We start from the raw sequence: 19,287 nt of genomic DNA, 5'->3' as shown, positions 1-19,287 counted from the left end.
AAGCGTCACAAGCCCCTGCCGGCATGCGCAGGACAAAAAAACGCCCCGAAATCGGGGCGCTATTTTGTGCTGGGCAGAACTCAGACCCGAAGGCGAGGATGCCGCTTGAAGAGGTACCGGTACACGAATCCAGGATAGGCCAGCACCAGATACAGGCTGAGCGTGATGGCGTAGAACTCCCAGGTCTGGGCGAAGCGGTTGCCCAGCGTGGACTCGAACGCAAAGCCCAGTGCGCCAACGATGGCGTAGAACACCAGCACCTCGACCAGCCGCAACCAGAACGGCTTGACCGCCACCGCCCCACCCTGCTTCCAGGGCAGCACGGCGAAGACGCGCTCGGTCAGGAAGGGAAGATTCGCGCTGACAAGCGCCAGCGCGATCAACAGCCACACCGCCAGCGTCTGGTTCATGGCTGTTATCCGTTCCTTAGAGGCTCAGCGACGAGCGGATGGCCTGCACGCACAGGGCCATCAGGCCACCCGGCAACAGACCCAGCACCAGGATCAAGGCGCCGTTGATCGACAGCACGCCGCGCTGGCCGACCGTGGCCACCATCGGGGCGGCGTCGGCCGCCGGTTCGTCGAAGTAGACGACCTTGACCACGCGCAGGTAATAAAACGCGCCAATCAGCGAGAACAGCACCGCGACCACCGCCAGCGTCACGTGACCGGCGGAAACCAGCGCCTGCAGCACGGCCAGCTTGGCGTAGAAGCCCACCAGCGGCGGGATGCCGGCCAGCGAGAACATCAGGAGCAGCACGATGGCGGCATGCCAGGGGCTGCGGCGGTTCAGGCCCTTCAGGTCGTCGATGTGCTCGCACTCGAAGCCCTGGCGCGACAGCAGCAGCACGATGCCGAAGCTGGCGAGCGTGGTCAGCACGTAGGTCAGCATGTAGAACAGCGAGGCGCCGTAGGCGGCCGACGACAGTTCCGGCTTGCCGGCCACCGATCCCGACATCAGGCCCAGGAGCACGAAGCCCATATGCGAGATGGTCGAGTAAGCCAGCATGCGCTTGAAGTTGGTCTGGGCAATGGCGGTCAGGTTGCCGATGGCCAGCGAGAGCACCGCCAAGATCATCAGCATCGGCTGCCAGTCGGTAGCCAGGCCGTGCAGGCCGTCGACCAGCAGGCGCAGCGTGATCGCAAAAGCGGCCAGCTTAGGCGCGCCGCCCAGAATCAGCGTGACGGCGGTGGGCGAACCCTGGTAGACGTCCGGCACCCACATGTGGAACGGAACGGCGCCCAGCTTGAACGCAAGGCCCGACACCAGGAACACGATGCCGAACACCAGCGCCATCTTCTCGGCCTTGCCGGCGGCGATGACGTTGGACACTTCGGTCAGGTCAAGGTGACCCGTCGCGCCGTAGATCATGGACATGCCGTACAGCAGGAAGCCCGAGGCCAGCGCGCCCAGCACGAAGTACTTCATGGCGGCTTCGGTGGCCACGACGTTGTCGCGGCGCAGGGCGATCAGCGCGTACAGCGCCAGCGACATCAGCTCCAGACCCAGATAGATGGAGATCAGGTTCCCGGAGGAGATCATGACCATCTGGCCCAGCAGGGCAAACAGCGTCAGCACGTAGAGTTCGCCGCCGCGCACCATGTCGCGAACCTGCGCATACACGCGGCCGTAGATCAGCGTGACGCCGACGGCAAGGTACGAAGCGATCTTCAGCAGGTGCGACAGCTCGTCCGTGACGTACAGGCCGTTGAACGTCGAGCCAGCCACGCCGTTCTTCCACTGCACGGCCGACACGACGGTCAGCACGCCCAGGGCAAGCATGGTCAGCAGAAACGTCGGCTTGCGCTCGGGGTGATTGCTGACCGCGTCGATGAGCAGGATAGCCAGGCCGAAAATCAGCAGAAGGATTTCCGGTGTCGCCAAGGCGAAATCGATTTGGGATTGCATCATTGTCTTGTCTTACAGTTTCGAGACGGCAACGTGTTGCAGCAGGGCCTCGACCGACACGTGCATGACGTCGGTAAAGGGCTTGGGATAGATCCCCATGTACAACACGGCGATCGCCATCACGCCAAGAATCACGAATTCGCGGCGGTTGATATCGGTCAGCTCGCGCACGTGGTCGTTGGCGACATCGCCCAGGACGACGCGCTTGACCATCCACAGCGAATACGCCGCGCCCAGGATCAGGGCAGTGGCTGCCAGCAGGCCGATCCAGAAGTTGTGCTCGACCGCGCCCATGATCACCATGAATTCGCCGACGAAGCCGCTGGTGGCCGGCAGGCCGCTGTTGGCCATCGAGAACAGGATGAAGAACGTGGCAAAGCGCGGCATCACGTTGACCACGCCGCCGTAGTCGGCGATGCGGCGCGAGTGCATGCGGTCATAGAGCACGCCAATACACATGAACATGGCGCCCGACACGAAGCCGTGCGAGATCATCTGCACGATGGCGCCTTCGACGCCGGCCGTGTTGAAGATGAAAAAGCCCAGCGTGACAAAGCCCATGTGAGCGACCGACGAATAGGCCACCAGCTTCTTCATGTCGTCCTGCACGATCGCGACCAGACCGATGTAGATCACGGCAATCAGCGACAGCGTGATCATCAGGCCGGCCAGGCTGTGCGAGGCGTCAGGCGCGATCGGCAGCGAGAAGCGCAGGAAACCGTAGGCGCCCAGCTTCAGCATGATCGCGGCCAGCACGATGGAGCCACCCGTGGGCGCTTCCACGTGGGCGTCCGGCAACCACGTGTGGACTGGCCACATCGGCACCTTGACCGCGAAAGCCGCGAGCAGCGCCACGAAGATCAGGATCTGCGGGGTGTAGCCCAGCTTGGTCTGCTGCCAGGTCAGGATGTCGAACGAACCGCCCGAGACATTCCAGAGGTAGACAAACGCGACCAGCGTCAGCAGCGAACCCATCAGGGTGTACAGGAAGAACTTGAACGCCGCATACACGCGGTTCGGTCCGCCCCAGACACCGATGATGATGTACATCGGGATCAGCGTGGCTTCGAAGAACACGTAGAACAGCATGCCGTCCAGCGCGCAGAACACGCCCACCATCAGACCCGACAGGATCAGGAAGGCGGCCATGTATTGCGCGACGCGGCTCGTGATGACTTCCCAGCCGGCGAGCACCACGATGATGGTGATGAACGCGGTCAGGAGCACGAACCACATCGAGATGCCGTCGATGCCCAGGTGGTAATTGACGTTGAAGGCCTCGATCCAGGAGGTCTTCTCCACGAACTGCATGGCGGCCGTGGAGGAATCGAAACCGGTGTAGAGCGGAATCGTGACCAGGAAGCCGGCGATCGCGCCGACGAGCGACAGGCCGCGCGTCAGGCCGGGACGGTCGTCACGGCCCACCGCCAGCACCAGCAGGCCGAATACGATCGGGACAAAGATCGCAAGCGTGAGCCAGGGAAAAGTGTTGGATGCCATCTCGCTTGCCATCATTGGGGAATCAGCACAAAGAAAGTCACCAGCGCCATGACGCCGATGATCATTGCGAACGCGTAGTGATAGATGAAGCCGGACTGCAGGTGGCGGCTGATGGCTGCCACCCAGCCCACGACACGGGCGCTGCCGTTGATCAGGATGCCATCGATGATGCCGCGATCACCGGTCTGCCACAGGCCGCGGCCCAGGCAGCGCAGACCGCGCGCGATGACCTGCTCGTTGAACCAGTCGACGTAGTACTTGTTCTCGAGGATCTTGTTCACGCCCGACAGGTTGGCCTTGATGGCGGCCGGCACCTTGGGGTTGATCAGGTAGCAGTACCACGAGATGACGAAGCCAGCGACGACCAGCCAGAACGGCAGGGTCTGGAAGGCATGCAGGCCGTAGGCGACCCAGCCGTGCCATTCCTCGCTCAGCACGTGCATGGCGGGATGCTGCTGCGGCAGCACCTTGATGACGCCGTCGAAGAACTTGCCGAACACCATCGGGTCGACCGCCCAGGCGCCGACGAACACCGACGGAATGGCCAGCAGGATCAGCGGCAGCGTGACGACCCAGGGCGACTCGTGCGGCTTGCCGCCGTGGTGGCCGTGGCCGTGGTCGTCATGGCCGTGAGCATCGTGGCTGTGATCGTCATGAGAGTGCGCGTCATGGCCGTGGCCGTGATCGCTGGTGTCGAAGCGTTCCTTGCCATGGAAGACCAGGAAGTACACGCGGAACGAGTACAGCGACGTGACGAACACGCCGATCAGCACGGCATAGTAGGCAAAGCTCGCGCCCCAGACGTTGGCCTGGCCGGCGGCTTCGATGATGTTTTCCTTCGAGTAGAAACCCGAGAAGAACGGCGTGCCGACGAGCGCCAGCGTGCCAAGCAGGAAGGTGATCCAGGTGATGGGCATGTACTTGCGCAGGCCGCCCATGTTGCGGATGTCCTGGTCGTGGTGCATGCCGATGATGACCGAACCCGCACCCAGGAACAGCAGCGCCTTGAAGAACGCGTGCGTCATCAGGTGGAAGATCGCGACCGAGTAGGCCGACGCACCGAGCGCGACAGTCATGTAGCCCAGCTGCGACAGCGTGGAATACGCAATGACCCGCTTGATGTCGTTCTGGATGATGCCCAGGATGCCCAGGAACAGCGCACCGATGGCGCCGATCACGATGATGAACGACAGCGCGGTATCCGACAGTTCGAACAGCGGCGAGAAACGCGCGACCATGAAGATGCCGGCCGTCACCATGGTGGCGGCGTGGATCAGCGCGGAAATCGGGGTCGGGCCTTCCATCGAGTCGGGCAGCCAGGCGTGCAGCGGAACCTGGGCCGATTTACCCATGGCGCCGATGAACAGGCAAATACATGCCACCGTCAGCAGCATCCAGTCGGAACCGGGCAGCGTCATGCCGGCCAGCTTGTCGGCCTGCGCGAAGACTTCACCGTAGTGCATGGTGCCGGCGTAGGCGAACAGAAGGCCAATGCCCAGCACGAAACCGAAGTCGCCGACGCGGTTGATCAGGAACGCCTTCATGTTGGCGAAGATCGCCGTGGGGCGCGTGTACCAGAAACCGATCAGCAGGTAGGACACCAGGCCCACCGCTTCCCAGCCGAAGAACAGCTGCACCATGTTGTTCGACATCACCAGCATCAGCATGGAGAACGTGAACAGCGAGATGTACGAGAAGAAGCGCTGGTAGCCGGGATCGTCAGCCATGTAGCCGATGGTGTAGATGTGCACCATCAACGACACGGAGGTCACCACGACCATCATCATGGCCGACAGCGGATCGATCAGGAAGCCGATTTCCAGCTTGGTCTGGCCGATCAGGCTCCAGGTGTAGACCGCGCCGTCAAAGCGCAGGCCGTTCAGCACGTCGCCCAGCACCACCACCGAACCGATGGCGGAGATGAGCACGCCCAGGATGGTGATGACGTGCGAGGCGCGGCGGCCGATGGGACGGCCAAGGAACCCGGTGCCGAAAAGGCCCGCGAGAATTGCTCCGGCCAGCGGCGCCAGCGCGATGAGCAGGTAGAGATTGGGTGAGCTAGACATTTTCTTCCAATACCCCGTCAGCCCTTCAGGCGATCGAGTTCGTCAACGTTGATCGTGTTCAGGTTGCGGAACAGCAGCACCAGGATGGCCAGGCCGATCGCCGCTTCGGCGGCGGCCACGGTCAGGATGAAGAACACGAACACCTGGCCGGCGGTGTCGCCGAACCAGCTGGAGAACGCCACGAAGTTCATGTTGACGGCCAGGAGCACGAGCTCGATGGACATCAGGAGAATGATCAGGTTGCGGCGGTTCAGGAAGATGCCGAAGATCCCGATGGCGAACAGGATTGCGCCAAGGATCAGATAGTGGGCCAGCGTCAGCGTCATTGTTTTTCTCCTTGGGGCGCGGCACCGTTCGACGCGTCACGCTTGGCCTGGGCGCGCTCGCTCTGGGCGGGCATGCTCACCATGCGGAAGCGGTCCTTCGCACGCACGCGGACAGCGGCGACCGGGTCGTTGTACTTCACGTCGCGGCGGCGGCGCAGGGTCAGCGCGATTGCGGCAACCATGCCGACCAGCAGCAGCGCGGCGCCCACTTCAACGGCGTAGACGTACTGCGTGTACATCGCCTCGCCCAGCGCGCGGGCGTTGTTGTAGTCGCTGGGCAGTTGCGCCTGCGGACCGGAGCCGTACCAGATGGTGCCCAGCACGAAGGACACTTCCAGCACCAGCACGAGACCGATGACCAGGCCGAGCGGCAGGTAGGTCTTCATGCCCTGGCGCAGGGTGTCCATGCGGATGTCGAGCATCATCACGACAAAGAGGAAGAGCACCATCACGGCGCCCACGTACACCAGCACCAGCAGCAGCGCGAGGAACTCGGCGCCCAGCAGCATCCAGAGCATGGCCGCGTTGGCAAACGCCAGGATCAGGTGCAGAACGGCGGTGACCGCGCTGCGCGCGGTGATCACGCGGAAGGCCGCGATCACCAGCACGGCGGCCAGTATGTAGAAAAGGACAGTGGTAAAAGTCATGGATCAGACCCTGGGCTTCAGCGGTAAGGCGCGTCTTCGGCCCGGCGGCGGGCGATGTCGGCTTCGTAGCGGTCGCCCACGGCGAGCAGCATGTCTTTGGTGAAATACAGGTCGCCGCGCTTTTCGCCGTGGTATTCGTGGATATGCGTTTCCACGATGGAGTCCACGGGGCAGCTTTCCTCACAGAAGCCGCAGAAGATGCACTTGGTCAGGTCGATGTCGTAGCGCGTCGTGCGGCGGGTGCCGTCGTCGCGCTGATCCGACTCGATCGTGATCGCCAGCGCCGGGCACACGGCTTCGCACAGCTTGCACGCGATGCAGCGCTCTTCCCCGTTGGGGTAGCGGCGCAGCGCGTGCAGGCCGCGGAAACGCGGCGACGCAGGGGTCTTTTCCTGGGGGTAGCGCAAGGTGACCTTGCGCTTGAAGAAATACTTGCCCGTCAGGCGCATGCCCTTGAGCAACTCGGTCAGCATCAGGCTGCCGAAGAAATCCTTGATCGCTTCCATATCCTGCCTCTGCTTGGCGCTTAGCGCCAAATGTTCCAGGGCGTCTGCATCCAGATCGCCACCACGACCAGCCAGACGCCGGTCAGCGGGATGAAGATTTTCCAACCCAAACGCATGATCTGGTCGTAGCGGTAGCGCGGGAACGAGGCCCGGAACCACACGAACAACGAGACCACGACGAACGTCTTGAGACCCAGCCAGATCCAACCCGGAATCCAGGTCAGCGGCGCGATATCGATCGGGGAAGCCCAGCCGCCCAGGAACATGATCGACGCCATGCACGACAGCAGGATCATGTTGGCGTATTCGCCCAGGAAGAACAGCGCGAAGGCCATGCCCGAGTACTCGACCATGTGGCCGGCCACGATTTCGGATTCGCCTTCCACCACGTCGAACGGGTGACGGTTGGTTTCTGCGACGGCCGAGATCACGTAGATCACGAACAGCGGCAACAGCGGCAGCCAGTTCCAGGACATGAACGTCAGGCCCTTGTCGGCAAACCAGCCGCGGTTCTGCACGTTGACGATCTCGGACATGTTCAGGCTGCCCGACACCAGCAGCACCGTCACAAGCACGAAGCCGATGGCCAGTTCATACGACAGCATCTGGGCCGAGGCGCGCAACGCGCCCAGGAACGCGTACTTGGAGTTGGACGCCCAGCCAGCGACGATCACGCCGTACACGCCGATGGACGTGATGGCCATGATGTACAGCAGGCCGGCATTGACGTTGGCCAGCACGACGTCGGGACCGAAGGGCACGACCGCCCAGGCAGCCAGCGCGGGCATCAGCGTGACCACGGGGGCCACGACGAACAGCACCTTGTTGGCCTGGCTGGGAACGACGACTTCCTTGGTGAGCAGCTTGAAGACGTCTGCGAAAGGCTGCAGCAGCCCCTTGAAGCCGACGCGGTTCGGACCCATGCGCACGTGCATGGCGCCGATCATCTTGCGCTCCCAGTACGTCAGGTACGCCACGCACAGGATGATGGGCACGGCGATGACCACGATCTTGATGAGGGTCCAGAGGACCATCCAGACCGTCGGGCCCAGCAATGCCTGACCGTGGCTTTCAAGAACATTGAGCCATTCCATCAGGCACGCTCCACGCTGATTTGACCAAATGCGCCACCCAGGGCAGCGGTAGTTTCGAAGGCGGCGGAAATGCGTACGGCACGATCGGCCACGGCATCATCCTGCACGGTTTCCAGTTCGACGGCGCCCTGCCCGGCCGAGACGCGCACCTTGACGCCGGCCGTCAGGCCGAGGCTGGTGAGGGTACGGCCGTTCATGGCGGCGGCGGGCTTCTTCGAAGCCGGCGAGGCCTGCAGCGGTTCCGAGCGGCGCACCATGGCGTCGGTGCGGTAGATCGGCACATCGGCGACGCGTTCCAGACCGGTGAGGACCTGGCCCAGACCCAGCGGCGCCTTGACGTCGTTGGACAGGCGGCCTTCGACACCGCTAGCCAGCACGGCGTCGCGCACGGACTCGGAGGTCTCGTCGTCGAAGCCGGCCAGATGCAGGACGTTGCCCAGCACGCGCAGCACCTTCCAGCCCGGACGGGTCTGGCCGAACGGCGTGACCGTGCCCTTGAAGCTCTGGGCCAGACCTTGGGCGTTGACGAACGTGCCCGAGGTTTCCGTGAACGGCGACACCGGCAGCATCACGTCCGCCCATTCGGCAGCGGCCGAACGGTAAGGCGTGAGCGCGACGGCGAACTGCGCGCCGCGCAGCGCGGCGATGGCTTGCTGGCCGTTGTCGGCGTCGAGCAGCGGTTCGGCGTGCAGGACGATGTAGGCCTTGAGCGGTTCGGCGAGCATGGCCGCGGCGGTCTTGCCGCCCTTGCCCGGGATGGCGCCGGCGAGGTAGCCGCCGACGGTGTTGCCGCCCGAGGTCAGGAAGCCGAACTTACCGCCCGACAGGTCAGCCACGGCGCGGCCGTTGGCGGCCAGGGTGGTGGCCTGAGCGCTGGCGACGGCCAGGTTGCCCATCAGGACGGCCGTGTTGGCGCCCGAGGCAAGGCTGGCGGCGATGAGCTTGGCGTTTTCGCCCGGCGTGACCGAGGCGAATTCGGCCGGCACGGCCTGTTCCTTGGCCTGGGCCAGCGCGACGGCCACTTCGGCCAGCGCGCGCGCCAGTTCCGAGGGGGCCACGGTGATGCGCGCGGTCACGGGCATCAGGGGATCGTCGGCGGCGCTGTCGACCATCAGGATCTGCGTGCCGCGCTTGGCGGCCTGGCGCAGACGCTGGGCCATCAGCGGGTGGTCCTTGCGCAGGAACGAGCCGACGACCAGGACGCGGTCCAGGTTGTCGAGTTCGGCGATGGGCATGCCCAGCCACGGCGCGCCGGTCAGCGCGGCGTCGAAGGCCGGGTCGGTCTGACGCAGGCGGAAGTCGATGTTCTCGGAACCCAGCGCGCGGACCAGGCGGCCCAGCAGCGCGTATTCCTCGGTCGTGGCGTATTCGGACGCCAGGGCGCCGATCTGGCCGGCGCCGAAGCTGTCACGCACGCGCGACAGGCCTTGGGCCACGGCCTGCAGGGCATCGGCCCAGGAGGCTTCCTGCCACTTGCCGTCGGTGCCCTTGATCATCGGGGCGGACAGGCGGTCTTCGCTGTTCAGGCCTTCGTACGAGAAGCGGTCGCGATCGCTGATCCAGCATTCGTTGACGGCTTCGTCCTCGAACGGCACCACGCGCATCACGCGGTCGCCCTTGACCTGGACGACCAGGTTGGCGCCCAGGCTGTCGTGCGGGCTGACCGAACGGCGGCGAGCCAGTTCCCAGGTGCGGGCGCTGTAGCGGAAGGGCTTGGAGGTCAGCGCGCCCACCGGACAGATGTCGATCATGTTGCCCGACAGTTCGGACTCGATCGAACGGCCGACGAAGGTCGTGATCTCGGAGTGTTCGCCACGGCCCAGCATGCCCAGTTCCATGACGCCGGCGATTTCCTGGCCGAAGCGCACGCAGCGGGTGCAGTGGATGCAACGGGACATTTCCTCGGCCGACACCAGCGGGCCCAGGTCCTTGTGGAACACGACGCGCTTTTCTTCCTGGTAACGCGAGGAAGAACCGCCGTAGCCCACGGCCAGATCCTGCAGCTGGCATTCGCCGCCCTGATCGCAGATCGGGCAGTCGAGGGGGTGATTGATGAGCAAGAATTCCATCACCGACTTCTGAGCGGCGCGAGCCTTCTCCGAGCAGGTGTGGACGACCATGCCGTTGGTCACGGGCGTGGCGCAGGCGGGCAGCGCCTTGGGCGCTTTTTCCACTTCAACCAGGCACATCCGGCAGTTGGCCGCGATGGACAGTTTCTTGTGGTAGCAGAAATGCGGCACGTAAAGCCCGACTTTCTGGGCGGCATGCATGACCATGCTGCCTTCGGGCACTTCGACCTTGTTGCCGTCGACGGTTAGTTCAACCATTGCTGTTCCTGAGACCTACAGATATTGCGGGACCACACAAGACTTGTGCTCGATGTGGTGCGCGAATTCGTCGCGAAAATGCTTGAGGAAGCCACGTACGGGCATGGCGGCGGCGTCACCGAGGGCGCAGATGGTGCGGCCCATGATGTTGGCGGCCACGTTGTCCAGCAGCTCCAGATCTTCCGGACGGCCTTGACCGTTCTCGATGCGGTGCACCATGCGGTACAGCCAGCCGGTGCCTTCGCGGCACGGCGTGCACTGGCCGCAGCTTTCTTCGAAATAGAAGTACGACAGACGCAGCAGCGACTTGACCATGCAACGCGTCTCGTCCATGACGATGACCGCGCCGGAGCCGAGCATCGAGCCGGCCTTGGCGATGGAGTCATAGTCCATCGTGCATTCCATCATGATGTCGGCGGGCAGGACCGGGGCGCTCGAGCCGCCGGGAATGACCGCCTTCAGCTTCTTGCCGCCGCGCATGCCGCCTGCCAGTTCCAGCAGGGTCGAGAACGGGGTGCCCAGCGGAATCTCGTAGTTGCCGGGACGTTCGACGTCGCCGGTGATCGAGAACAGCTTGGTGCCGCCGTTGTTCGGCTTGCCGACTTCCAGGTAGGCTTGGCCGCCATTGCGGATGATCCACGGCACCGCCGCGAACGTTTCCGTGTTGTTGATCGTGGTGGGCTTGCCGTACAGGCCGAAGCTGGCCGGGAACGGCGGCTTGAAGCGCGGCTGGCCCTTCTTGCCTTCCAGCGACTCCAGCAGCGCGGTTTCTTCGCCGCAGATGTAGGCGCCGTAACCGTGGAACGCGTGCAGCTGGAAGCTGAAGTCGGAACCGAACAGGCGGTCGCCCAGGAAACCGGCGGCGCGCGCTTCTTCCAGGGCTTCTTCGAAGCGCTCGTAGACTTCGAAGATTTCGCCGTGGATGTAGTTGTAGCCGACGCTGATGCCCATGGCGTAGGCCGCGATCGCCATGCCTTCAATCACGATGTGCGGATTGAAACGCAGGATGTCGCGGTCCTTGAACGTGCCCGGTTCGCCTTCGTCGGAGTTGCAGACGAGGTACTTCTGGCCGGGGAAGGCGCGCGGCATGAAGCTCCACTTCAGGCCGGTGGGGAAGCCCGCGCCGCCACGGCCGCGCAGACCCGACGCCTTGACCTCGGCGATCACGTCTTCCGGCTTCATGCCGGTGGTGAGGATCTTTTTCAGGGCTTCGTAGCCGCCGCGCTTGACGTAGTCGGCCAGGCGCCAGTTGGCGCCGTCGACGTCGGCCATGATCTGCGGCTGCATGTGCCGGCCGTGCAGGCACATCGAGTTGGACAGGTCGTTCAGGGGGTTGGGGTCCAGCCCCTGCGCGAACTGCTTGTACAGGTCAGGCGCATTCATGCCGACTCTCCTTGCTGCTTGAGGGCCGCGACCAGCGCGTCCAGCTTCTCGTCGGTCATGCGCACGCACATATGCTTGTTGTTCACGATCAGCACGGGGGAGTCGCCGCAGGCGCCCATGCACTCGCCTTCGACAAGGGTGAACTGGCCGTCTTCGGTGGTCTGGCGGTAGTCGACGCCCAGCTTGCGCTTGAGGTATTCGCCGGCACGGTCGCCATCGCGCAAGGCACAGGGCAAGTTGGTGCAGACGGCGATCTTGTTCTTGCCGACGGGCTTGACGTCGAACATGTTGTAGAACGTGGCGACTTCCTGGACCGCGATGGGCGGAACGCCAATGTAGTTGGCCACGTCTTCGATGACTTCGGTAGCCAACCAGCCCTTCTCTTCTTGCGCGATGGCAAGCGAGGCCATGATGGCGGACTGCCGCTGGTCGGCCGGGAACTTGGCCAGTTCACGGTCGATTTTCTGGTAGGCCTGTTCGGAAAGCAGCATAGTTTGAATCCGGGTTATGCGGGCGTGCTCGTGACTGTCTGGGGCGGATGATCAGCGATCGATCTCGCCGAAAACGATGTCCTGCGTGCCAATGATGGTGACGGCGTCGGCGATCATGTGGCCGCGCGACATTTCATCCAGCGATTGCAGGTGGACAAAGCCGGGCGCCCGAATCTTCAGGCGGTAGGGCTTGTTGGCGCCGTCGGACACCAGATAGATGCCGAATTCGCCCTTCGGATGCTCGACCGAGGCGTATGCCTCGCCCGGGGGCACGTGGAAACCTTCGGTGAAGAGCTTGAAGTGATGGATCAGCTCTTCCATGTTGGTCTTCATGGCGGTGCGCGACGGCGGGGCGATCTTGTGATTCTCGATCATGACCGGGCCGGGATTGTTGCGCAGCCATTCCACGCACTGGCGGATGATGCGGTTGCTCTGGCGCATCTCGGCGACGCGGACCAGATAGCGGTCGTAGCAATCGCCGTTGACACCCACGGGGATGTCGAAATCAAGCAGGTCGTAGACTTCGTAGGGCTGCATCTTGCGCAGGTCCCATGCGACGCCCGAACCACGCAGCATCGGGCCGGTGAAGCCCAGTGCCTTGGCGCGATCGGGATCGACCACGCCGATGCCGACCAGACGCTGCTTCCAGATGCGGTTGTCGGTGAGCAGGGTTTCGTACTCGTCGACGCAGGCCGGGAAACGGTTGGTGAAGTCTTCGATGAAATCCAGCAGCGAGCCCGAACGCGCATCGTTCATGGCGCGGATTTCCTTGTCGCCACGGTACTTGCTGGAGTCGCCGTACTGCGGCATGGAATCCGGCAGGTCGCGGTAAACGCCGCCCGGACGGTAGTAGGCCGCGTGCATGCGCGCGCCCGACACCGCTTCGTAGCAGTCCATCAGGTCTTCGCGTTCCCGGAAGGCATACAGGAACACCGCCATGGCGCCCACGTCGAGCGCGTGCGAACCCAGCGACATCAGGTGGTTCAAGAGGCGGGTGATTTCATCGAACATCACGCGGATGTACTGCGCGCGCAGCGGGGCTTCGACGCCCAGCAGCTTTTCGATGGCCATGACGTAGGCGTGCTCGTTGCACATCATGGACACGTAGTCCAGGCGGTCCATGTAGGGCAGCGCCTGGATGTAGGTCTTGTGTTCGGCCAGCTTTTCGGTGGCGCGATGCAGCAGGCCGATATGCGGGTCGGCGCGCTGGATGACTTCGCCGTCAAGCTCGAGCACCAGGCGCAGCACACCGTGCGCGGCCGGGTGTTGAGGACCGAAGTTCAGGGTGTAGTTCTTGATGTCTGCCATGATTCAACGCCCCATGCCGTAGGTGTCTTCGCGCACCACGCGCGGGGTGATCTCGCGCGGATCGATCGTGACCGGCTGGTAAATGACGCGCCGTTGTTCGGGGTCGTAGCGCATTTCGACGGTGCCCGACAGCGGGAAGTCCTTGCGGAAGGGATGGCCGATGAAGCCGTAGTCGGTCAGGATGCGGCGCAGGTCCGGGTGGCCTTCGAAGACGATGCCGTACAGGTCGAAGGCTTCGCGCTCGAACCAGCCGACCGCGGGCCAGCACTCTATCAGAGAGGCGACCATGGGAAACTCGTCGTCGGGCGCCCAGGTGCGCACACGCAGCCGCCAGTTGTTCTCGATGGAGAGCAGGTGCGCCACGACAGCGTAGCGCGAGCGGTGGATGCGGACGTTCGTTTCCTCGGGCAGCTGGCGCGTGCCGTTGCCCCAGGTCAGGTAGTCGACGCCGCAGAGGTCGATACAGGTTTCAAAGCGCAGGCCGGCTTCGGTGCGCAGCTTGTTGCAGACGGAGAACCACTGCTCCGCGGGCACTTCGAGCGTCAGCTCGCCCAGCGCCTCGGTCAGCGCGATGTCCGCGCCGAGGGTGGTCTGCAAATTGTTTTTCAGGGATTCGAGCCTGGTCATCATCTTGTACGCTTAGGTGAACCGATACGCTGGTTTCGCAAGGTTCGCGGCGGCTAAAGGCCTGCCGGCGAACCGGACGAAGCATCAGCGCGCAATCGTGTTGGTCAGACGGATCTTGTTCTGCATTTGCAGCAAGCCGTAGACCAGCGCCTCGGCCGTGGGCGGGCAGCCCGGCACGTAGACGTCTACCGGTACGATGCGATCGCAGCCACGGACCACCGAATACGAGTAGTGGTAGTAGCCGCCGCCATTGGCACAGGAGCCCATGGAAACCACCCAGCGCGGCTCGGGCATCTGGTCGTAGACCTTGCGCAGCGCCGGCGCCATCTTGTTGCACAAGGTGCCGGCCACGATCATGAGATCGGACTGGCGGGGACTGGGCCGGAAGATGATGCCGAACTGGTCCAGGTCGTAGCGGGCCGCGCCCGCATGCATCATCTCAACCGCGCAACAGGCCAGACCGAAGGTCATGGGCCACATCGAACCGGTCTTCGCCCAGTTCAGGAACTTGTCGGCGCTGGTGGTGATGAACCCTTGCTTGAGAATGCCGTCTATAGCCATATTCGTCTCTGATAGCGTGCTGTGAAATGAACCCGGAGGTCACTCCCAATCCAGCGCGCCCTTTTTCCATTCGTAGATGAAGCCGACGGTCAACACGGCGAGGAAAACCATGACCGTCCAGAAACCGACGAGTCCGACGGTGCCCTGGGCGATGGCCCACGGAAACAGGAACGCGATTTCCAGGTCGAAAAGAATGAACAGGATCGCCACGAGGTAGTAGCGCACGTCAAACTTCATGCGTGCATCTTCAAACGCTTCGAAGCCGCACTCGTAAGGCGAGAGCTTCTCAGCGTAAGGACGCCGCGGACCAAGGAGGGAGCCGGCCGTTAGAAGCGCGAACCCGATAAGGGTGGCCACTACGATAAACAGCAGGACGGGAAAATACTGTTGCAGGTTCATTCAGGCGTCCGTCAAATGCGCAAACCTTAGGATTGTAGCATTCGCGCGGTTACTTCCGGCTGAACTCTGTAGCTTGAATAGCAGGCGAAAGACTGCATTCCTCAAATGGAACAATCGCAGCTTTCGTCGGCGCACTTCGAAGGATACACGGCTTGATGAGCACGAAGCCGTAGTATGCACGAATTCAGTCAGCAGACGAAAAAAAACCACCCCCAAAAGGGTGGTTTATGCGAACGGGCCGAGGCCCGTTCGACTTTGCTTTAAATCCAGACAGGGCTTGCACCCTGCGTTGGATTAGAAGCGGTGACGGACACCGACGCCGACAGCGGTCGACTTCAGGTCGTTCAGGAACGCGTAGTTCGTGGCGTACGAACCGTAAGCGTACAGGTTGGTACGCTTGGACAGGTCGTAGGTGTAACCCAGCGAGTAGATGTTCATGTTGGCGTCGTCACCCGTCAGGTTGGCGTTCGACGGATCAACGCGCTGCCACGAACCGAACAGGTTCGAAGCGCCGCCGATCGGGGCCGACAGACCGACCATGTACGAATTGGCCTTGAAGCCGTCAGCAAACAGGTTGCTGCCGAAGTTCACGGAGCCAGTGCCACCACCGATGGTGCTGGTGGCGGTGCCTTGGCCGGCGAACCAACCGTCGGTCGTGCGAGCGTAGGCCAGGGCCAGCTTCACGACTTCAAAGTCGTACGAACCGCCGATGGCGTACATACGCGGGGTGGCGTCGGTCGACTCGGTCGGCAGACGGTTCGAGGCGTTCAGCTGGTCGTACGACAGAGCGACGTTCAGCGGGCCGTTGACGTAGCGCAGACCGGTCGTGATGGCGCGGGTGTTGTCGGCGGTCTTGAAGCCGGTTTCGGCACCCTTGGTGTCGTCAGCGCTGAACGAGTAGCCAACGCCGAACTGGAAGCCGCTGAACGACGGGGTCTGATACATGACCATGTTGTCGTAGCGTTGCGTGTTGGCAGCGCTCATGCCGACGCCGATGTTGGCTTGACCGAAGCCAGCGCCGAACGGGTCGATCGAGCCGAAGTACTTCGACGCGATGTTGGTTTGACGACCGAAGTCCAGTTGACCCCAGCTGTCGCTGGCCAGACCGACGGTGGCTTGACGGCCGAACAGACGACCACCTTGGGCGGAGTTGCCGTTACCCGAGTTGAAGCCCGATTCCAGTTGGAAAACAGCGCGCAGGCCGTCACCCAGATCTTCCGAACCACGCAGACCCCAGCGCGAACCGTTCTGGACGCCGTTGATCATGCCAAAACGGCTGCCGTTTTGGGCATCAGTACCGCCGCTGATCTTGTTGTAGCCGAGGCCCGTGTCGATGATGCCGTACAGGGTGACAGACGTTTCTGCCTGGGCGACACCGGCGAAACCGGCGAGCAGGGCGGCAGCGAGCAGAGTCTTTTTCATTTAAGAAATCTCCGTTGATTTGAGTGACAAGAGCAGCAATCCAGCAAACCAGCCTGCCGCCCCCCTAACTCCGCGAAGGGAAGTTGACGCTATTGCATCAAAAATCGGGGGGGCTGGCTATGGTCGGCATCAGAAAAGTGCAGGTTTGCGACAGGCTTGTTGGGAAGTTGCAACATCCCGCTGATGCTTGCCCGGCAACGCTAGGGCTTTCCCTTACCGAAAAGCCCGAGCGCGCAACCATGCGACTTTCGGCCCTGCCCCCAATTTTCCGGGCAATTGCAAAACTCATTTGTCGCGCAACTTTCTTCACGGATCCGGCGGCCATCCGGCGAAAAACGGAGGCGGCCGCGATGACGCCGGCCCTGCTGATCATCGTAGTCAAGTCCCGGCTGGATAACATTGTTATTAATAAAAATCGTCGATATGATCGGTGGCATCGAACAGACGCCCAGCCCCATGTCCACCCCCTCCCCGCGCGCCGACCGAAACGAACGACTCAGCGCCCTGCGCCGGCAGATCATCCTGGACGCCGCGCAGCGCGTCTTCGAGCGCGACGGTCTTGAAAAAACGACGATCCGGGCGATTGCGAAGGAAGCCGGCTGCACGACGGGGGCCATCTATCCGTGGTTTGCGGGCAAGGAAGCGCTTTATGGCGAACTGCTGGACGAATCGCTGCAGCGGCTGCACGCGCATCTGGAGCGAGCCGAACAGGCCGAAGCGCCGGAATCGGCCGCGCGCGGCGTGATCCGCGCGTTCTTCGGTTATTACGCCGAGCGGCGCACGGATTTTTCCCTGGGGCTGTATCTGTTCCAGGGACTGGGGCCGCGCGGATTGGGCCGCGACATGGACGAGAAGCTCAATTCACGGTTGAGGCAATCCATCGATCTCATCGGCCAGGCGTTGTCGCGCACGAAAGGCTGGCGCGGCGAGGCCGTGCAGGCCGAGCAGATGAACGTGTTCACCTACCTGATGGGGCTGTTGCTGCTGCTGCACACGCGCCGTCTCAAATCCCTGGGCCAGCAGGCCGACGCGCTGCTGGACAACTATTGCCTTGCCCTGGAGCAACGATGACTGCAACCGCCCTAGCCGCCAACGGCCACGCGCCGCTGATCAGCCTTGCCGACTTTCACGTGCTGCTGGCCGACCAGCACCCGTTCTCGATGCTGCTGGGAATCGACGTGCTGCACATCGGCCACGGCACGGCGCACGCCGTGCTGCCCGCCCGGGACACGCACCAGCGGCTGGGCGGCATCGTGGCCGGACCGATGTTGATGGGGCTTGCCGACCTGGCCATGTATGCGGCGGTCGTGGGCGCTACCGGCCAGGCGCATGCGGTCACGGCCAGCCTGACCATCAATTTCCTGCGCAAGAGCCCGGCGGGCGCCATCCATGCTCATGCCCGCCTGCTGAAGGTGGGCCGGCTTAGCGCGGGAGAGGTCGTGCTGACGGGAGAAGGCTCGGACGAGCCGGTTGCCCATATCGTGAGCACGTGGTCGGTGCCCAAGCCATGAGTCCGCGCGTCAGCATCGTCGGCATGGGCAGGATCGGCACGCTGGCTGCGCGGCGGCTGCTGGCTGCCGATCCCGACATTGCGCTGACGCTTTATGACATCGAGGCGGACCGCTGCGAGGCATTCCGCGGCAACGCGACGCTGGCGACGTCGGCGCGCGAAGCCTTGGCGGAATCCGACACCATCGTGCTGGCCCTGCCCCGCGAGCGCGAGATCGATCGCACGCTGGAACGCTTCAGCGACGGGCAGGTCACGGCGCCCATCGCCGGCAAGCTGATCATCGACCTGGATCCGCCGCCGGCCGACCGAATGCGGCAGCTGGACCGGGCCATTGCCAGCGCGGGGGGACGTTATGCCAGCGCGCCGCTGAAGGCGTGCGATTCGGCCAGCGTGGAGTCTTGCTTACTGGACGCGCTGAGCCCACCGGCCTGACACGTGCAGCCGCTCGACGGCCGCCACGCACAGGACCAGCCAACCGAGGCTGACGGCAAATCCGGCCACGACGTCGCTCGCGAAATGCACCTGCAAGAGGATGCGGCTAAGGCCGATGGCCATGATGAGCGCGGCCATGAACGCCACGCACGGCAGGCGCCACGCGGGCGGGGAAAACCGCCACATCAGGTAGCACGCCGTGCCGTAGACGGCCATGGCGGCAGAGGCGTGACCGCTGGGAAAACTCCAGCCGGTCGCCATGGCATAGCCGTGGTCGTGATCGGGGCGCACGCGTTCGAAGGTGTGCTTGAACAGCCAGTTGAGCGCGCCGTTCAGGCCGGTCGCGATGGCGCAAAAGAGCGCAAGCTGCCACAGCCCGCGCCATAACAGCGCAATCGTCATCAGCACGGCGACGACGGTGAGCAGGTTGCGGTCGCCCAGATACGTGATCCAGGACAGCAGCCACAGCATCGACGTGCACATGGACATGCTGAGCGCATCGGCCAGCGCGCCGTCGAACTGCACCACGGCGCCGCGGCTTTCGACAGCCAGGGCCAACGTGAGAAACAGAACGAAGGACACGCCGGCCACGCCGGCAAACAGCGCGGCGCGGCCATTGCGGGACAACCGCCCATGGCACCGCATGAACAGCAGCGCCGCGCCGCCGGCCAGCAGCGGCAGCGCGATAAACAACGAGAGGGCATGGGCCGCGGCCCATGCGGCGTAGACATCGGTCATGTGTGCGCCATCAAAAAAATTTCGCGCGGACGAGCGCGCGCA

The 19,287-nt window shown here is 63.5% G+C and carries 20 protein-coding genes; 3 read left to right on the top strand and 17 right to left on the bottom strand.

Annotation, left to right across the window (positions count from 1 at the left end; translation table 11 throughout):
- Nucleotides 1-80: 80 nt before the first annotated feature.
- The 16 genes from QEP15_RS05590 to QEP15_RS05515 all read right to left on the bottom strand — a co-directional run bounded on the left by QEP15_RS05590 (nucleotide 81) and on the right by QEP15_RS05515 (nucleotide 16,565).
- Complete coding sequence (locus tag QEP15_RS05590) at nucleotides 81-410, bottom strand: DUF2818 family protein (RefSeq protein WP_056321739.1); 330 nt, start codon at nucleotides 408-410, stop codon at nucleotides 81-83.
- A gap of 16 nt (nucleotides 411-426) precedes the next feature.
- Nucleotides 427-1,911, bottom strand: a complete 1,485-nt coding sequence (nuoN, locus tag QEP15_RS05585) for an NADH-quinone oxidoreductase subunit NuoN (protein WP_226848389.1) — start codon at nucleotides 1,909-1,911, stop codon at nucleotides 427-429.
- Between the two features lie 9 nt (nucleotides 1,912-1,920).
- A complete protein-coding gene (locus tag QEP15_RS05580) occupies nucleotides 1,921-3,423 on the bottom strand; it encodes an NADH-quinone oxidoreductase subunit M (RefSeq protein ID WP_056321733.1) in 1,503 nt (500 codons plus the stop codon).
- Nucleotides 3,420-5,474 (bottom strand): NADH-quinone oxidoreductase subunit L, encoded by a 2,055-nt coding sequence (gene nuoL, locus QEP15_RS05575; protein WP_280148548.1) that lies wholly within the window; start codon nucleotides 5,472-5,474, stop codon nucleotides 3,420-3,422. The genes QEP15_RS05580 and nuoL overlap by 4 nt, the downstream gene beginning before the upstream one ends.
- Before the next feature lie 17 nt (nucleotides 5,475-5,491).
- Nucleotides 5,492-5,800: an NADH-quinone oxidoreductase subunit NuoK gene (gene nuoK / locus QEP15_RS05570; protein ID WP_006217969.1), complete on the bottom strand. Its 309-nt coding sequence runs from the start codon at nucleotides 5,798-5,800 to the stop codon at nucleotides 5,492-5,494.
- The gene (locus tag QEP15_RS05565) at nucleotides 5,797-6,447 is read right to left on the bottom strand and encodes an NADH-quinone oxidoreductase subunit J (RefSeq protein ID WP_062840512.1); all 651 of its coding nucleotides are present in this window, start codon (nucleotides 6,445-6,447) and stop codon (nucleotides 5,797-5,799) included. The genes nuoK and QEP15_RS05565 overlap by 4 nt, the downstream gene beginning before the upstream one ends.
- A 17-nt stretch (nucleotides 6,448-6,464) precedes the next feature.
- Nucleotides 6,465-6,953, bottom strand: a complete 489-nt coding sequence (nuoI, locus tag QEP15_RS05560; protein ID WP_008161196.1) for an NADH-quinone oxidoreductase subunit NuoI — start codon at nucleotides 6,951-6,953, stop codon at nucleotides 6,465-6,467.
- 20 nt (nucleotides 6,954-6,973) lie between these two features.
- The gene (gene nuoH / locus QEP15_RS05555) at nucleotides 6,974-8,047 is read right to left on the bottom strand and encodes an NADH-quinone oxidoreductase subunit NuoH (protein WP_056321725.1); all 1,074 of its coding nucleotides are present in this window, start codon (nucleotides 8,045-8,047) and stop codon (nucleotides 6,974-6,976) included.
- A complete protein-coding gene (gene nuoG / locus QEP15_RS05550) occupies nucleotides 8,047-10,374 on the bottom strand; it encodes an NADH-quinone oxidoreductase subunit NuoG (protein WP_280148547.1) in 2,328 nt (775 codons plus the stop codon). Before nuoG ends, nuoH begins: the two co-directional genes overlap by 1 nt.
- Nucleotides 10,375-10,389: 15 nt before the next feature.
- Complete coding sequence (nuoF, locus tag QEP15_RS05545; protein WP_056321720.1) at nucleotides 10,390-11,757, bottom strand: NADH-quinone oxidoreductase subunit NuoF; 1,368 nt, start codon at nucleotides 11,755-11,757, stop codon at nucleotides 10,390-10,392.
- Entirely contained in the window at nucleotides 11,754-12,248 is a 495-nt protein-coding gene (nuoE, locus tag QEP15_RS05540; protein WP_056321718.1) for an NADH-quinone oxidoreductase subunit NuoE, read from the bottom strand. Before nuoE ends, nuoF begins: the two co-directional genes overlap by 4 nt.
- 51 nt (nucleotides 12,249-12,299) lie before the next feature.
- On the bottom strand, nucleotides 12,300-13,556 hold the full coding sequence (locus tag QEP15_RS05535) for an NADH-quinone oxidoreductase subunit D (protein WP_128827634.1): 1,257 nt from the start codon (nucleotides 13,554-13,556) through the stop codon (nucleotides 12,300-12,302).
- Between the two features lie 3 nt (nucleotides 13,557-13,559).
- Nucleotides 13,560-14,186 carry an NADH-quinone oxidoreductase subunit C gene (locus QEP15_RS05530; RefSeq protein WP_217617750.1) on the bottom strand — a complete coding sequence of 209 codons (627 nt, stop codon included), beginning with the start codon at nucleotides 14,184-14,186 and terminating at the stop codon, nucleotides 13,560-13,562.
- Nucleotides 14,187-14,267: 81 nt separating this feature from the next.
- Complete coding sequence (locus QEP15_RS05525) at nucleotides 14,268-14,744, bottom strand: NuoB/complex I 20 kDa subunit family protein (RefSeq protein ID WP_006217960.1); 477 nt, start codon at nucleotides 14,742-14,744, stop codon at nucleotides 14,268-14,270.
- A gap of 39 nt (nucleotides 14,745-14,783) precedes the next feature.
- The gene (locus tag QEP15_RS05520; RefSeq protein WP_006217959.1) at nucleotides 14,784-15,143 is read right to left on the bottom strand and encodes an NADH-quinone oxidoreductase subunit A; all 360 of its coding nucleotides are present in this window, start codon (nucleotides 15,141-15,143) and stop codon (nucleotides 14,784-14,786) included.
- Nucleotides 15,144-15,437: 294 nt separating this feature from the next.
- Complete coding sequence (locus QEP15_RS05515) at nucleotides 15,438-16,565, bottom strand: porin (protein ID WP_152383666.1); 1,128 nt, start codon at nucleotides 16,563-16,565, stop codon at nucleotides 15,438-15,440.
- Nucleotides 16,566-17,021: 456 nt separating this feature from the next.
- Between QEP15_RS05515 and QEP15_RS05510 the strand changes: the two genes are divergently transcribed.
- From QEP15_RS05510 to QEP15_RS05500, 3 genes are read left to right on the top strand one after another with little or no spacing between them, the layout of a single operon-like run.
- On the top strand, nucleotides 17,022-17,636 hold the full coding sequence (locus tag QEP15_RS05510) for a TetR/AcrR family transcriptional regulator (protein WP_056321707.1): 615 nt from the start codon (nucleotides 17,022-17,024) through the stop codon (nucleotides 17,634-17,636).
- A complete protein-coding gene (locus tag QEP15_RS05505) occupies nucleotides 17,633-18,076 on the top strand; it encodes a PaaI family thioesterase (RefSeq protein WP_056321704.1) in 444 nt (147 codons plus the stop codon). Before QEP15_RS05510 ends, QEP15_RS05505 begins: the two co-directional genes overlap by 4 nt.
- Nucleotides 18,073-18,507: an NAD(P)-binding domain-containing protein gene (locus QEP15_RS05500; RefSeq protein WP_152383665.1), complete on the top strand. Its 435-nt coding sequence runs from the start codon at nucleotides 18,073-18,075 to the stop codon at nucleotides 18,505-18,507. The genes QEP15_RS05505 and QEP15_RS05500 overlap by 4 nt, the downstream gene beginning before the upstream one ends.
- Here the strand turns inward: QEP15_RS05500 and QEP15_RS05495 are convergent.
- Nucleotides 18,478-19,245 (bottom strand): phosphatase PAP2 family protein, encoded by a 768-nt coding sequence (locus QEP15_RS05495; RefSeq protein WP_152383664.1) that lies wholly within the window; start codon nucleotides 19,243-19,245, stop codon nucleotides 18,478-18,480. The genes QEP15_RS05500 and QEP15_RS05495 overlap by 30 nt on opposite strands.
- Between the last annotated feature and the right edge of the window lie 42 nt (nucleotides 19,246-19,287).

Origin of the sequence: Achromobacter mucicolens (assembly GCF_029866465.1) — a bacterium.
GTDB lineage: Bacteria > Pseudomonadota > Gammaproteobacteria > Burkholderiales > Burkholderiaceae_B > Achromobacter > Achromobacter mucicolens.
This window is presented reverse-complemented; position numbering and strand designations above follow the sequence as displayed.

Excerpts from the sequence above, each read along its gene's own strand:
- QEP15_RS05590 (WP_056321739.1), bottom strand. The coding sequence starts at position 410 with ATGAACCAGACGCTGGCGGTGTGGCTGTTGATCGCGCTGGCGCTTGTC.
- nuoN (WP_226848389.1), bottom strand. The coding sequence starts at position 1,911 with ATGATGCAATCCCAAATCGATTTCGCCTTGGCGACACCGGAAATCCTT.
- QEP15_RS05580 (WP_056321733.1), bottom strand. The coding sequence starts at position 3,423 with ATGATGGCAAGCGAGATGGCATCCAACACTTTTCCCTGGCTCACGCTT.
- nuoL (WP_280148548.1), bottom strand. The coding sequence starts at position 5,474 with ATGTCTAGCTCACCCAATCTCTACCTGCTCATCGCGCTGGCGCCGCTG.
- nuoK (WP_006217969.1), bottom strand. The coding sequence starts at position 5,800 with ATGACGCTGACGCTGGCCCACTATCTGATCCTTGGCGCAATCCTGTTC.
- QEP15_RS05565 (WP_062840512.1), bottom strand. The coding sequence starts at position 6,447 with ATGACTTTTACCACTGTCCTTTTCTACATACTGGCCGCCGTGCTGGTG.
- nuoI (WP_008161196.1), bottom strand. The coding sequence starts at position 6,953 with ATGGAAGCGATCAAGGATTTCTTCGGCAGCCTGATGCTGACCGAGTTG.
- nuoH (WP_056321725.1), bottom strand. The coding sequence starts at position 8,047 with ATGGAATGGCTCAATGTTCTTGAAAGCCACGGTCAGGCATTGCTGGGC.
- nuoG (WP_280148547.1), bottom strand. The coding sequence starts at position 10,374 with ATGGTTGAACTAACCGTCGACGGCAACAAGGTCGAAGTGCCCGAAGGC.
- nuoF (WP_056321720.1), bottom strand. The coding sequence starts at position 11,757 with ATGAATGCGCCTGACCTGTACAAGCAGTTCGCGCAGGGGCTGGACCCC.
- nuoE (WP_056321718.1), bottom strand. The coding sequence starts at position 12,248 with ATGCTGCTTTCCGAACAGGCCTACCAGAAAATCGACCGTGAACTGGCC.
- QEP15_RS05535 (WP_128827634.1), bottom strand. The coding sequence starts at position 13,556 with ATGGCAGACATCAAGAACTACACCCTGAACTTCGGTCCTCAACACCCG.
- QEP15_RS05530 (WP_217617750.1), bottom strand. The coding sequence starts at position 14,186 with ATGATGACCAGGCTCGAATCCCTGAAAAACAATTTGCAGACCACCCTC.
- QEP15_RS05525 (WP_006217960.1), bottom strand. The coding sequence starts at position 14,744 with ATGGCTATAGACGGCATTCTCAAGCAAGGGTTCATCACCACCAGCGCC.
- QEP15_RS05520 (WP_006217959.1), bottom strand. The coding sequence starts at position 15,143 with ATGAACCTGCAACAGTATTTTCCCGTCCTGCTGTTTATCGTAGTGGCC.
- QEP15_RS05515 (WP_152383666.1), bottom strand. The coding sequence starts at position 16,565 with ATGAAAAAGACTCTGCTCGCTGCCGCCCTGCTCGCCGGTTTCGCCGGT.
- QEP15_RS05510 (WP_056321707.1), top strand. The coding sequence starts at position 17,022 with ATGTCCACCCCCTCCCCGCGCGCCGACCGAAACGAACGACTCAGCGCC.
- QEP15_RS05505 (WP_056321704.1), top strand. The coding sequence starts at position 17,633 with ATGACTGCAACCGCCCTAGCCGCCAACGGCCACGCGCCGCTGATCAGC.
- QEP15_RS05500 (WP_152383665.1), top strand. The coding sequence starts at position 18,073 with ATGAGTCCGCGCGTCAGCATCGTCGGCATGGGCAGGATCGGCACGCTG.
- QEP15_RS05495 (WP_152383664.1), bottom strand. The coding sequence starts at position 19,245 with ATGACCGATGTCTACGCCGCATGGGCCGCGGCCCATGCCCTCTCGTTG.